9 protein-coding genes are annotated in these 13,913 nt (G+C 41.0%); 5 read left to right on the top strand and 4 right to left on the bottom strand.

Translation table 11 applies throughout. The features are described 5' to 3' along the window. Positions 1–350: 350 nt before the first annotated feature. The 3 genes from MTF66_RS13250 to MTF66_RS13240 all read left to right on the top strand — a co-directional run bounded on the left by MTF66_RS13250 (position 351) and on the right by MTF66_RS13240 (position 4,712). Complete coding sequence (locus tag MTF66_RS13250; RefSeq protein ID WP_058585529.1) at positions 351–902, top strand: hypothetical protein; 552 nt, start codon at positions 351–353, stop codon at positions 900–902. Further along, entirely contained in the window at positions 902–3,769 is a 2,868-nt protein-coding gene (locus MTF66_RS13245) for a prolyl oligopeptidase family serine peptidase (RefSeq protein ID WP_248527425.1), read from the top strand. Before MTF66_RS13250 ends, MTF66_RS13245 begins: the two co-directional genes overlap by 1 nt. A gap of 85 nt (positions 3,770–3,854) precedes the next feature. After that, the gene (locus tag MTF66_RS13240; protein WP_248527424.1) at positions 3,855–4,712 is read left to right on the top strand and encodes a GyrI-like domain-containing protein; all 858 of its coding nucleotides are present in this window, start codon (positions 3,855–3,857) and stop codon (positions 4,710–4,712) included. Positions 4,713–5,220: 508 nt separating this feature from the next. On the opposite strand, the gene MTF66_RS13235 is transcribed toward MTF66_RS13240, so the two are convergent. Next, complete coding sequence (locus MTF66_RS13235) at positions 5,221–7,353, bottom strand: TonB-dependent receptor (protein ID WP_248527423.1); 2,133 nt, start codon at positions 7,351–7,353, stop codon at positions 5,221–5,223. 103 nt (positions 7,354–7,456) lie between these two features. Continuing rightward, entirely contained in the window at positions 7,457–8,308 is an 852-nt protein-coding gene (locus MTF66_RS13230) for a universal stress protein (RefSeq protein WP_062565077.1), read from the bottom strand. Between the two features lie 267 nt (positions 8,309–8,575). Here MTF66_RS13230 and MTF66_RS13225 point away from each other — a divergent pair, with 267 nt between their 5' ends. Beyond that, positions 8,576–9,766 carry an MFS transporter gene (locus MTF66_RS13225; RefSeq protein ID WP_248527422.1) on the top strand — a complete coding sequence of 397 codons (1,191 nt, stop codon included), beginning with the start codon at positions 8,576–8,578 and terminating at the stop codon, positions 9,764–9,766. A 97-nt stretch (positions 9,767–9,863) separates the two neighbouring features. On the opposite strand, the gene MTF66_RS13220 is transcribed toward MTF66_RS13225, so the two are convergent. Both MTF66_RS13220 and MTF66_RS13215 read right to left on the bottom strand, forming a co-directional pair. Then, entirely contained in the window at positions 9,864–10,055 is a 192-nt protein-coding gene (locus tag MTF66_RS13220) for a helix-turn-helix transcriptional regulator (RefSeq protein WP_054551820.1), read from the bottom strand. After that, positions 10,052–10,480: a hypothetical protein gene (locus MTF66_RS13215; protein ID WP_054551821.1), complete on the bottom strand. Its 429-nt coding sequence runs from the start codon at positions 10,478–10,480 to the stop codon at positions 10,052–10,054. The genes MTF66_RS13220 and MTF66_RS13215 overlap by 4 nt, the downstream gene beginning before the upstream one ends. Positions 10,481–10,717: 237 nt before the next feature. Between MTF66_RS13215 and MTF66_RS13210 the strand changes: the two genes are divergently transcribed. Then, positions 10,718–13,909, top strand: coding sequence for a winged helix-turn-helix domain-containing protein (locus tag MTF66_RS13210; RefSeq protein ID WP_248527421.1), 3,192 nt, complete (start codon positions 10,718–10,720; stop codon positions 13,907–13,909). The last annotated feature ends 4 nt before the right edge of the window (positions 13,910–13,913 follow it).

The raw sequence follows: 13,913 nt of genomic DNA, 5'->3' as shown, positions 1-13,913 counted from the left end.
CGGTAAGGTTGTAGGCGCGATTTTATATCGCGCAACACGCAAAAGAAATTTCACGCCGCTGCCAGCTGTAGGCGTCACGCTTGCTTAGCGCGTCTCAAACGCCACCACAAAACAAACACCCTCGCGCGAAACAAATTTCACGCCTACAACACCTCAATTCACATTTGTATCAGACACGTGATCTGACTCGCTAACTTTACTCTCGTAGCTAGATACTCTGGTTTTGCGCGTAGAAATTTCACGCCTAGCAACTCAACTCTTTTCACACTCATTCACAAATTGTGCTTCACATAGTTCCGATTTTTAAGTATTTTAAAATTAATAAAATAACAACAATAAGATACAAGGGAATGAGACGTTTATTGCTGCTTAGCTGTGCGCTTTTGTTAAGTGCATGCGCATCTAAAGTTACCAACATAAAAGAAGACCGAGACACACTATCTAAAGCCGATGAAGGCTACCTACTGATTGGCATTGAAACTAACCGCAGTTTAAAAGCCATTTATATTGATGGTCCAAAGTCGCTAGTTCTTACGGCTAAGGACATTCGAAGTGGTAGCAATTATATTTTAGCGAATCTACCACTGGGTGATTACACCATCACACGCTTGAACTTAAGTCATTACTCATTTCTCAAATTTGATAACGATGAAGAAAGTTGGCAATTCACACTTGCCCCTAACAAAGTTAATTATGTTGGCCATTTAGACATAACAACTATAGGTTACTGGAACACACGCTCTCATATTGTTTTAGAAAACCGTAGTTCTGAAGCACTGCAATACATGGAACAAAACTTCCCAACGATTTTGTCTGGTCGCTCGCTAAATTATGGCGGCCCCGGCGAAGACTCATTCTTTGATTATTTGGAACAAACATTTTCGCAGCAGGAAGCAAAATAATGAAAAAGCTACTTATCTTATTATTTTTTATTTTTCCCTTGCATGCTGAAATGTTATCGAGTGAAGACTTAATGTATTCGCCCGATCAAAGCCAAGTTAAAGTATCGCCCAGTGGCCGTTGGATCAGCTTTTTAGAAGCGCAGGAAGACAAAACCAAAACTCTCAATATCATCGATATGGATTCGATGAAAATGTACTATATCGTCAAACTCGACGAGGATAATGATTTTTACAATTATCAATGGTTAACAGACGATGATATTTTTATCAGTGTAAAAAGTCGCGATAGTGACGATTTTGAAGTCGTCGTGAATGTTATTGAAGGCGAAAAAAAACCAAAAATTGAACAGCATAGAGTTAAAGCAAAAGGCTACATCGTAGATAGGTTACTCAGTGATCCTGAACATATCTTATTTGCTAAACCTGATAAGAAAAACACACTGCTTTATCAAGTGCCCTTAACAGCTTTATACAGTAATGATTACAGCTCTTATACTCCTATAGAAAAAGGTTTAAAAGGTGCCTATAGCTACTTCTTTGACGAGCACAAACAGCAGCTTTTTACTGCAAAATTTGATGAAGACGAAAAGAGTTTACAGTTCTTCTATAAGGTTATTGGCAATAAAAAGTGGATCCCGATTTTTACTCTCACTGACGCAGATTATCAGTTTTTACCCGTTGGATTTACAGACCAAGATCACCTTGCCGTCATTACCAACAAAAATACCGATAAGAGCCAGGTGAGCCTTTTTAATATCAACACACAAGAAATCACCGACACACTCTATGAACACCCAAAATATGACATTCAGTCCGCTGAGCTTGATGATAATGGCAAACTTATTGCTGCCTCGTATATCAAGCATGGTAAATATACTACCGATTATTTTATTGACGCCTATGAGCAATTGCATAGCAAAGTTGCGGAAGCTTTAGGAGACGAACAATTTTTTTGGGTTGATAGCTCTATCGATGGTAAGACACAAATTTTATTCAGTCACTCAGCCACCGTACCTGGCAAATACTATTTATACCAATCAGAAACAAATCACATGGAGTTACTGTTTTCTGTCGCCAAAAATAAAGACGCAACGTACGCTAAAACAACGTTTTTTAACTTTAAAGCCTACGATGGAACTAACCTAGAAGGTTACTTAACCAAACCTATTAACAACGATAATCAGGTATTATTAGTGATGCCACATGGTGGCCCAATAGGTATTCGTGAAAGTGATGAGTTTAGCCCTGAAGTGCAATACCTTGCCTCTCGAGGCTTTACTATTTTACGTGTTAATTTCAGAGGCTCAGCAGGGTTTGGTAAAGAATTTTTAGAAAGCGGTGTTGGTCAATTTGGTAACCTTATCGAACAAGACATTTCTGCCGCAGTGGCAGAAATTCGTTCACAATATAGCTTTAAACATACCTGCTCTATTGGCGCAAGCTATGGTGGTTATTCTGCGGTGATGCTGGCAATTAAACACCCTGATATTTATGAATGCGTGATTGCAAGTTTTGGGATTTATGACTTACCTCTACTTTATAACGCAAGTAATATCGCTTTAACTAAAGATTATCAAGAGCTTATAGAACGTACGGTTGGTGAATATAGCCAAGATTTAAAAGATATTTCCCCCGTCTATCAGGCTACATCTTTAAAAGCCCCAGTTCTTATTATTGCTGGTAAACAAGATGAAATATCGGGCTTTGAGCAAAGTAATCGCTTTTACTATGTTTTAAAGCGTTTAGGTCATGATGTTGAAAAAGCGTTTTTCGAGCGTTCAGGGCATGGCCATCAGATTTGGTATTACGATCAAGTAGAAGCAGCTTTAGCTAACGACTTTCTTGAAAGAAAACTTAATCTAAACAGTACATTGACTAATTATACTGAATCAGAAAAGAAAGCGGTTCAACGTGATGCCATATTGTTAGCAGATACTTTTGACAGTAAGACTATAGAAACTGATCGTAAAACAGAAAGCTTTGACTACTACCAATTAGCTGCCAACTTAGATCATGACCGAGCAATGTTTAATGTCGGCAGTTATTATCATCGTGGTGATAATAGACCAATCGATATCAAAGAAGCTATTGAGTATTACTCTCGAGCGGCAGAATTAGGCTATGAGCAAGCGCTGGAGCGTTTAGGCTATATATACTCTGTGAGTAAGCTAGTTAAACCGGATTATCATAAAGCAAAAGAGTTCTTTCAAACGGCCTTTGATAAAGAACATAGTGTTGATAATGCATTTAACTTAGCCTCTATCTATTGTATCGCTGATAATGAAATCAGAGATGTAGATAAGTGTTTATCTATGCTTAATAGCTATGCAAATAAAGTTGATAATGAATCTCGCCAACATGTTCGAGAACAAATATCAATCATTATGCAAGAAGGAAACTACTCCGAGAATGAGCTAAAAGGTCTTCACAGTGTCTTAGCTAAGCTTTATGGCTTGAATTACCCGAATGCTATTTTGGAGTTAGAACGCAAAGGATTATTTAAACTAGTACTTTCCGATAAGTTTAACGGTGAACCTGAAATAGAACAGCTATCAAAGCAATTAGATTTCATCTATAAACTCGATGATGAACAACGCTTTGGCATAGAGTTTTACATGAATCGTGATGGCCTCGATTCTCGTAGAGATCGACTTGTTGTGTTTACCAAATGGCACTTCACTCCTGACGATAAAGCGCTAAATGATTTTGTTTACTATCAGACTCTGTGGGGCGACCCAATTACCGAATGGTCTACCTACCGCACTTTAGATGAAACATCGACTCCAGGTACGTGGACACTAGATGTGATGGGCGCAAACCAACAGTTGCTCTATCAAAACACCTTTAAAGTGACAGCTATCAACTAAACTCAAAATGCGCAATTTCAATCAGGTAACGACTTAGGGGCCATGGCAAACTGGCCCCTCTTCTGAAAAGCATTAAAGAGTAACCATGAAAACGAAGCAACAACAACGCATTGAGTTAGTCTGTGACTACATTAGTCAGCATCTTGATGAACCTTTATCACTGGAGACACTCAGTGAGGTGGCATGTTGTTCGAAATATCATTTTCATCGTTTATTTGTCGCTGGAGTTGGCCTAAGCGTTACCAAATATGCGCAGCTTGCGCGCTTAAAGCGTGCCTCATTTCGACTTGCATTTGAACATCAACTTAAAATTATTGATGTTGCATTAGAAGCGCAATTTGATAGCCCAGAAGCATTTAGCCGTGCTTTTAAGCGCACCTTTACGCAGTCGCCTAGCGAATTCAGAAGCAAACCAAACTGGCCTAATTGGCACACACAGTTTGAATTTTCATTACCTGACAAAAAGGTTTGCCCTATGAATGTAAACATTGTTGATTTTAAAGCACAGCCGGTGGCTTTATTAACCCACCAAGGCGCTGCTAATACCCTAATGAATACCGCTGCAAAATTTATTGAGTGGCGTAAAGAATCAGGCTTTTCACCTGTTAAAACCAGTAACACGTATGGGATCCCGTTTAGCGATCCGGCCACCACTGAAGACCATGCATTTCGTTTTGACTTCGCAGGCAGTATCACCTCACCGATTACTGAAAACCCGCAAGGTGTGCGAAATGGTGAAATTCCAGCAGGACGCTGCGCCGTAGTTCGTCATAATGGCTCTCATGACACCATTAGCGATACAGTTTACTACTTATACCGTGAATGGCTGGTGCAAAGCCGCGAAGAAGTCAGAGACTTCCCTTGCTTCTTTCATTACCTCAACCTCATCCATGAAGTTGATGAATGTGATCTGCAAACGGATATATATTTGCCGATAAAATGATTGCGAGATGCGAGATGCGAGATGCGAGATGCGAGATGCGAGTTGCGAGTTGCGAGTTGCGAGTTGCGAGTTGCGAGTTGCGAGTTGCGAGTTGCGAGTTGCGAGTTGCGAGTTGCGAGACAAAGATTGTAGGCGCGATTTTACATCGCGCAATATAAAAAGATAACGCGCGAAATAAATTTCACGCCTACATCAAAAAACGTGGGAGCGGCTTTAGCCGTGAATAAAATAAAGCTGTTCGGCGTTAAAACACCTCCTACACCGTAGGCGTCACGCTTGCTTGGCGCGTCTCAACCACCACACAAAACAAGCACCCTCGCGCGAAATAAATTTCACGCCTACGACAGCTTATTTCACATTTATATCGGACACGTGCTCTGACTCGCTAACTTTACTCTCGTAACTAGAAACTCTGGTTTTTAATCTGAAAGCTGACGGCTGATAGCTGACAGCTCTCTTTACTCTTTCCCCTAGCAGCTTGCTAACTTTACTCTAGCAACTCCCTTCTCTAAAACCTATAACTCACACTGGCATTATACGAGCGGCCTTGTCCGGCAAGTTGCTCAAAACCATTGCTCATGTCTTGCTTATAATTAGCAATGCTTACACCGCCAAGCGGCTGTTGGTAATATTCATCAAGTAAGTTGGTAATTGCTAACTTAAAGGTTAAATTTTGCCACGTTTTCTGACTTGAGATAGCTAATAGCTGATAGCTGTCGGTTTGGTTTTCTAAACGGCGCTCATCAACATGGGTTTTACTATCAACCCACTGCCAGCTCAGTGCGTTTTGCCAGCCTTTGTATTCGTGCTCTAGGCTCAGCTCAGTGTGCAGTGGCATAATTTGATATAAGTCTTCATTGCTATCATCATGCTCGCCATGAGTACTGGTTAGTGAGCCTTTTAACTGCCACTTTCCTGCTTGCTTTGTGTTGTAAAGCTCTACCAGGCCAGCCAATTTTGCACCGTAAAGTGTCGCATCTAGGTTCGTAAAAGTAAGAATATTACGCTTGGTATGCGCCATGTCGGTGCGATTAAAGCTCTTAGTTACTTCAGCATCAATATAATCATTTACTTGCGTGTACCAAACATTTGCCGTTATTTGCCAGCTATCGTCTTTGGCAAGTTTGGTGTAGCTAGAGCTCAATGTGTGAGCTGTTTCGGCTTCTAAATCTGGGTTACCAATATAACCATTACCATCGCCAAACCAACCAATCATGGTGGTTGCCATCCTACCTACACCCCAGCTGTAACGCTCATATAAATTAGGGGCGCGGTTTTTACGAGCTAAACCAAATTGTAGCTCATCGTTGTTCGATAATTGATAGCGAGCAAGTAAACTAATATCAACTAAGGTGTCGTCACGTTTACGGTCTAATTGGTTAAATTCCATCGCAGCTTGGGCGTCGGTTTTTGACATATCCATCATTGAGCCCATATTAGCCATACCGCTCATGCCACCTTCGTTATAAGCCTGCACTTCGCCAGTATCTGTGGTGACTTGCTCAACACGAACACCTGCCGACACCCACCATGCTTGGTTTACTTGGTTTTGGTACTCAGCAAATGCCGCAAGGCGGTCACGTTTGCCATCGTTAATGTTTACGTACTCATTTGGGCCCATCATCATTGACCCTGCAACCGCCGGCCACCAATCATCAATTCGATATCCGTAATATTCTTGCCCAAGCATTAATGATGACTGTTTTGATAAATCAGTGCGCCAATGAACTTGATAACTGTAATCTTGTGCATCGGTATTCATTGGCATCATGCCGGTTTTCTCATTACTGAAAAAACCCATTTCGTGTTTTACATCATGCGCATTCACTTGCACCTGCAAATCACCATTTTCAAGCTCACGTTGATACTGAGCAACGAAACCATAGCTGGTGTTATCGGTCATATCCATGTATTGATTTGCAAAGCCTTGGTAAGGAATTTTTTGATGCGTCAGCTTAACTACAAGCTGTTGTTTCTCATCACGAATAGCGCCCGTTAAAGCATGATTTTGCACTCGATATAAGGTATCAAGTACACGCTCACCATGCCCATCATCATAGCTGTTAGCATCTTCAAAGCTGCCTTGGTAAGACAAGCTAAACTGTTTGCTCGCAAGGCTGGCACCTAGCGCGTATGATTGGCTATCGTTAACGCTTTTGTACTGGGCGGTAACATAGCCTGCGCGCCAGTTCACTGAATCTGTATCACTAAATTCAGGGGCAATCGTATTTACTCTAATAACACCGGCAATATTATCACCACCACTACTTACCGGTGATACACCAGCAACAACACTGTAAGAGGCAATTTGGTTTGCCGACACATAAGAGAGTGGCGGGTTCATTTGGTTAGCACACGCTGCTGTAACATCAGCACCATCGACTAAAACTTTAACTCTATCGCCCATCATGCCGTTCAGCACAGGAAAGTTAGACACCCCTCCGGCTGCTGAAAAATCAACACCTAAATCTTTCAGTAACGCGTCTGCAGAGCCAACTAATTGATGGTTATTTTGGGCATGACCTTGTACTTCTATCACTTCAATAGAATCATCAGCAAAGGCCGAAATACTTAAAACACAGCTAAGTGCTGCAGCAATTTTAGAAAATAAAAAACTAGGGCGAGAAGATTGCGTGTTCATAACTCTTTTAAAATCAAAGCAAATAATTAATGACGCCGATTATAAAACTCATTAATTAGTCTGAACACGTGACATATTGTCGCACCCTGTCACAGGTATATAATTAGCGCAATACCACTAAAGGAATACGGCTATCTTCAAGCATTTTTAAGGTCGTGCTACCTAAAAAGAATTGCCGCCATTTAGAGTGACCAAATGCGCCCATCACCATTAAGTCAACGGCGTGGTCACTTTTATATCGCCACAGCGCTTGGTAAACATCACCATCGAGCATGCGCGCTCTCACATTAAAGCCATTTTCAGCCAGCCTTGCTGAGGCAGTATCAAGTTTGTCTTGGCAGTGACCGTCTTGTTTATCAACCATCACCAAATGGCAATCTAAGCCGGATAAAATCCCGCCATTGATAATTTGTGTAATCGCTTTGTCGGTACTTTCGCTGCCATCATAAGCCAGCATAAAGTTTGTAGGCTCATGAAATTGCGGCGGCACAATCGCAACCGGGGTATGCACCTGACGGATCAGCGTTTCAATATGCGAGCCCAGTACTTTAAAATCATCGTAATGGCCTTTACCAGAGCGGCCAATAATCATCACACGGGCGTTGTCTTCATGTTCAAGTAAGGCATCAACAAGACTCATTGAAAGCTGCTGTTGCTCAATCTCGGTTAAGCCTGCATGCTCGGCTTTTTTCATTGCTTCATCTAGCAATAATTGACCGTGCTGCGACGCTACTTTGTTGCGCTCTTGTTCAAGTTTTGCCAATTGCTCTAACAATGAGGTTTGCGAACCTAAACCAATAATTGCGGTTAAATCATCACTGCCCTGCGGCAAAGGTGGCTCTAATGCATGCAGAAAATTAATTGGATGGCTGGAGCGCTTAGAAATCCAAATAGCCGCTTCTGTCACCGCATCGGTCATGCATGAACCGTCGATACAAGCAAATATCTTTTTCATTGCGCTCTCCTTTAAACCAATTTAGTTAACCAAGTATAGTTGGCTTTTTATCAGTATTTATTTTGAACAGCAAAGACTTAAGAAGTTCAGGTTATTTTCTTATAGCAAACAAATATAGAACGTTCCAAAAAGTACTGTATCAACCCCATTAATTTGTATTACAATAGCGCTGGGCACACATCTCTACTCCAGAACAAAGTATTTGTTACTGGCATTTTCAATTATCAAAAATCTATTTTGTTTTTAAATTTATTTTAAAGGAATTACATGACTAACGTAGCCAACTCCCAAGGCAACGCAAGCACGTTTACCATTCTGATAGTATTGGCTTTAGGCACATTCATTTTAGGCCTATCAGAGTTTTCTATGATGCCAATGTTGCCCCTGATCAGCGAAACATTTTCGTCTACGCCTGCGCAAAGTGGTTATGCCATCAGTGCTTACGCGATAGGCGTAGTCGTCGGTGCGCCGCTATTTATGATCACAACCGCCAACATGCGTAAGCGCAATGCCCTGTTGATGTTTGTCAGTATGATGTTTTTATTCAATGGCTTAAGTGCTTTTGCAAACTCGCTTGAGCAACTTATTTTATTTCGATTTTTAAGTGGTTTACCACACGGTGCCTACTTCGCCGCCGCTATTTTATTGGCGGCCGACATCGCCCCTGCCGATAAACGCGCAAGCTTTATGTCAAAAGTATTTATGGGTTTAACCATTGCTACTATCGTTGGTGTGCCCATGGTCACCCTTGTGGGTCAAAACTTTAGCTGGCGTTATTGTTTAGCGGGCACCGCTATACTTGCATTAGTTGCCTTGGTATTGATTGTGAAATACGTACCTAACGTAAAAAATACCGCGCCAACATCGATTCTCGATGAGCTAAGTGTATTAAAGAACAAGCTCGTATGGACTATTCTGGGTATCATCATTATTGGTTTTGGTGGTGTATTTTGTGTTTACACTTACATTGCCGACACTATTTTAGAAGTCACCCATACCCCTGCTTACACTATCTCTATTGCGATGATCATGTTTGGTATTGGCTGTACTTTAGGTAACTACGTATTAGGTAAAGCCGCCGACTACTCACCGCTGAAAACCACAGGGGCTGCGCTAATTGGTGCGGTAGTATTTGCAGCCAGTTATGTAAGCGCAAGCCATAATATTTGGCTGTTATACGCGGTGATTTTCTTTATTGGTTTTAGTGTTGGTTTAGGTACCGTGATCCAATCGCTATTAATGGATGTATCACCACAAGGGCATGCCATGATTGGTGCACTAGTCCAGTGTGCGTTTAATACAGCTAATGCGATTGGCCCTTGGCTTGGCGGTATGGCTATTGCCGAAGGCGCACTCCCTAGTCAAACAGGCTATGTTTCGGCGGCACTATTCTTAGGTGGCTTTTTAATGTGGTCGTTAAGTGCGATGCAGATGAAAAAACTACGAGTCGAAAGTTAACAAAAATGTAGCAGCGATTTTATATCACGTAGGATAAATGGCGTTTAACCAGAATGATTTAACATTCGGCGTTAAAACGCCTCCTACGCTATCAAACTTACTCATCCTGAAATATCTCTTCGATACTCAGGTTGAATAAACGCGCGGCTTTAAATGCTAATGGCAAACTTGGGTCAAATTTACCTTTTTCAATCGCATTAATAGTTTGCCTAGACACATCCAAAAGCTCTGCGAGTTTCGCTTGGGTGTAGTTGTGCTCAGCACGAAGCACTTTCAAGCGGTTTTTCATTCTTCGCCCTCGTCGTTTAACTGCTTATTCATCATTAAAAGACTCACTAAATAGGTTAAACCCATAAAGAGCACGAGGTGAGATATATCTTCTTTAAAGCTTATTAAACCACTTGATTGCACCACCGAATAAGCCAAACCAAATACTAAGCTTGCCCCCAAGGTAATGGCCATTGCATTAAGGTGCATACGCTGCTGCAGCTCATCCATTCCTTGTAGTTGTCGTTTGTTAGATAAAATCATCATGATGCCAACTACTACATTGATTAAGATTGCCACAACACTAAAAATAGCCTGCTCTTGCCATAAAAAATGCGGCCCAAATGAGGCAATTGCTAATGTAATCACCCATGCAGATGTCCATTTAGCGAGGTTTAGCGTGTTCTGCTTATTACGTTGTTTAAAGGTTAATCCTGTTTGATTCATTATTCTCACCTTAAAAGTAAAGTAAACTTGACTAAAGGTTAACCTAGCAACACAAAAAGTCAAACAAACTTTACAAAAAGTTTTATATACACGACATCAATATGATTTTTTAATCTCAAAAAAGGCAAGGCACTTGCTGTTAATCTCATAATATTGTATTAATCAAAGAATTCCGTAATCTTATAAAAACGGGTCCAATCGGGCTGCGTTTCTAACAATAACAATGAAGATAACACTATGAATACGGCACTGTTTTTCGTTGGCGAATGGCAAGTTACTCCGGCCACTAATTCAATCCGGCGCGGTGAACAAACAAAGCATCTTGAACCCAAGGCGATGGATGTATTACTGCTGCTTTGCGAAAAACAAGGTGAGCTACTAACAAGTGAAGAAATTATCAGCCACTGCTGGCCAAATGTAGCGCTCGGTGACAACCCCTTACATAAAGTGATCACCCAATTACGTAAAGCCTTTGAAGATAAAGCAAGCGATCCGCATTACATAGAAACCATTCGTAAACGCGGTTATCGAGTAATTGCCGAAATCAACTTTCCACTCAACGAAGAACAAAAAGCCAGCCAAACCAGTTGGCAAGGTGATTCGCCCTTTGTTGGCTTAAGTGCGTTTGCACCAGAGCAAGCTGATGTGTTTTTTGGTCGTAACAAACAAATTGCCACCTTGTTACAGCGAGTGTCGGCTCAAATTGAGTTTGGTCGCGCATTTTGCTTAATTTTGGGAGCCAGTGGTTCAGGTAAATCGTCGTTAGTTAACGCAGGTGTATTGCCCGCTTTAATGTCGAGTAATGGCTACGATGGCATAAGAGTACACAGTTACTGCCAACTCGACTTTGCCGATGTCAGCAAAGAGCGCTTACTGCTTGATTTAGCCTCAACCTTGCTCGATTTAGAAATAAACGACGCACCTGTACTTAGCGATATAAGCGCCGATGCGTTGGCTGAATTGTTATTAACAGATCCAGAACAGGTTATTTCTCGCTGTAAAGCAGCACTTGCAGCGCTAAATAAAGAGCGCACTACGCCCTATTTATTTTTATTTATCGACAGGCTCGAAGTGCTATTGTCATCGCCGCTATTTAGCGATGACGAGCGCAACCAGCTGTTAGCACTTATTGAGCGCTTAGCAACAAGTGGCTGCATGATCATTTTTAGTGCCTGTCGGAATGACTTTTACCCGCAAGTAGTGAGTCAACCAAGTTTAATGGCAGGTAAAGCCAATGGCGCACATTTTGACTTATTAGCGCCAACTCGCTCTGAGCTTAAGCAAATGATCCGTTTGCCAGCACTTGCAGCAGGCTTAAGTTGGCAACATCACCCAGAGCATCACACACCGCTTGATGAACAACTTTGTAACGACACTGCCAATAACCCAGATGCATTGCCAATGCTGCAATACACCTTGCAACAGCTTTATTTGCAGCGCAGCCCAGACAACGAATTATTGTTTTCTGAATACCAAACGCTTGGCACCATCGAAGGAGCCATCGGCCAAAAAGCCGAACAAGTATTTTGCCAATTACCCAAAGACCAACAAACTGAACTTGCTGCAGTTCTTTCTAAGCTAATCACTTTAAACCCAGATGGCGAAACACTCACTAGCCGTGCAGCACGTTGGAGCGAATTAACCAGCCCTGCTGCGACCAAGCTTGTTCAGGCCATGGTCGACAGCCGCTTGTTTGTATCGCACCTTAAAAATGAGCAAGCCTGCTTTAGCCTTGCCCACGAAGCGCTGCTGCGCCATTGGCAACGCGCCATAGATTGGGTACAAGAACACCAACAAAGCTTAGCAATTCAAAGCCGCGTGCAACTAGCCACCGAGCGCTGGCTGCTTGAACATAAACACAGCGACTTTTTATTAACCCAAGGCAAACCGCTGCAAGAAGCACAAAGCCTAGTTAAAAACCCTATGTTTAGCTTATCGAGCGACGAACAAGCGTTAATTAAAGCTTCTAACAACAAAGCCAAACGTAAAAAACGTGTGTTACAAATAACGGCGGCTGCACTTGTTTGCTTAACCTTTATTGCCACATTTATGAGCGTGCGCAGCTACCACGCCGAACAAATAGCAACACAAAAACGCCAAGAAGCTGAAAGTTTATTGGGCTTTATGGTTGGTGAATTTGCCGACAAACTCAGAAGCGTAAGGCGTATGGATTTACTGGATGGTATTAGCAACAAAGCCCTTGAATACTTCGCAAATCAAAAAGTTGACGCTTCATTTTGGAGCTTCCTAAGAAGTGAACAAACATTCAAACAAGAATTCCAATATATACAAACCTTAATGGCAATGGGAGAAGTTGCATATTATAGAGGTAGACTTGACGAAGCCGAAAAGGCATTCGAAAGTGCTAATAATTTACTTAATCCTCTTGTCACAGAATATAGTTCTAGGATGGAAGTATTAAAAACAAAAGGAGCAAATTCTTTTTGGTTAGGGCAGATAGCCTATGATCAGCAGAATTATAAAGTAGCTAGGCCATTCTTTGAAGAATATAAAGTGACTAGCGGAAAAATGTATAAAATTAACCCCAAATCCAAAGACGCTATTACAGAGATGTCAGATTCTAGTAGCACTCTTGGCGCCCTATACTTGAAACTTCAAGAGTATAAAAGAGCTAAAAATGCTTTTCAAGAATCAATTAAGTTTATTGATTTAGGACTCTCCGAGCAGCCCCAAAATGAATATTTATTGATGACTAAAGCAGAGACAGGTACTTGGATTGCTAATGTCGAAGACCATTTAGGATTTCCTGATAGAGCGATCACTAAACACCTCGAAGCCCAGTCACAATATAAAGAACTTTTAAAAAGCAACAAAAATGACCGTATCCAAGAATATTTAGCTCATTCTTACTCCCTAATCGCCTTTATATATGAGGGAGAGGGCAACTACAAAAAGGCATATTCAAATATAAAAATTGCAACTTCAATATTACAAGCCGTTTCCAATAGAGATAAAGATAATAAAGAGTGGGAAAAACAACTTCAACTATATAAAGCTTTCATGATCCCACTAAGCTTTAAAACAGGGCATACAGTGTCAAACGATGACCTGCTGTCAATTGAAAAATACAACTTCAAGATCAGCATTGACAAAGTAATATCAACCAATCACCTCATTGATTATTATCAAACGATTGGAGATTGGGGTAAAAGTGATGAGTTAATTAAAACGAATATTAATATTATAAGTTCAACTAAAGAATTAGATGAATACAACAATGCTATTTTTTTGAGTAAATTTCACTTCCTCTACGCAAAACAACTTTCAAATAAACACCTTGCTACTGAAGCTAATGAACAATGTAGAAAATCATTAGAACTAGTAAAGCCTTTATTAGAGAAAAGCAATAAAACATCATTTAAAAAGCAATACTCAAAATCATCAGAGTGTTTAGTTAAATCCATTTAAAAAG

The organism is Pseudoalteromonas sp. 2CM39R (assembly GCF_023161845.1).
This window is presented reverse-complemented; position numbering and strand designations above follow the sequence as displayed.